Below are 256 nucleotides of genomic sequence, written 5' to 3' on the forward strand. Positions count from 1 at the left end.
GCCCTGCGGCATCACTAATATCTTGAATAAGCTGCTCAATCTCAGGTGCACCCCAAGCGTAATTTCGCTGATAAATAGGGATAATATATTGAATTTTCTTATCAAAAAGCACTCTAACGGATAACTGTTCCACTTGTTTCACATCACTCATTGATACTTCCCGATTTCATTGCTTCAATAAATCCTTGTACTTTCTCAGCATTATTAAACTTAGGCACTTTTATATAAAGCGGCTGAAAATTCAACACCTGTTGAG

Annotated in this window: 1 protein-coding gene; it reads right to left on the reverse strand. The window is 37.1% G+C overall.

All coding sequences use genetic code 11. The features are described from left to right. The coding region (locus AAEY88_RS14465; protein WP_350563508.1) for a DUF262 domain-containing protein at positions 1–151 on the reverse strand (151 nt) is incomplete at its 3' end. Positions 152–256 lie beyond the last annotated feature (105 nt).

The organism is Psychrobacter sp. CAL346-MNA-CIBAN-0220, assembly GCF_040309805.1.
Classification (GTDB): Bacteria; Pseudomonadota; Gammaproteobacteria; order Pseudomonadales; family Moraxellaceae; genus Psychrobacter.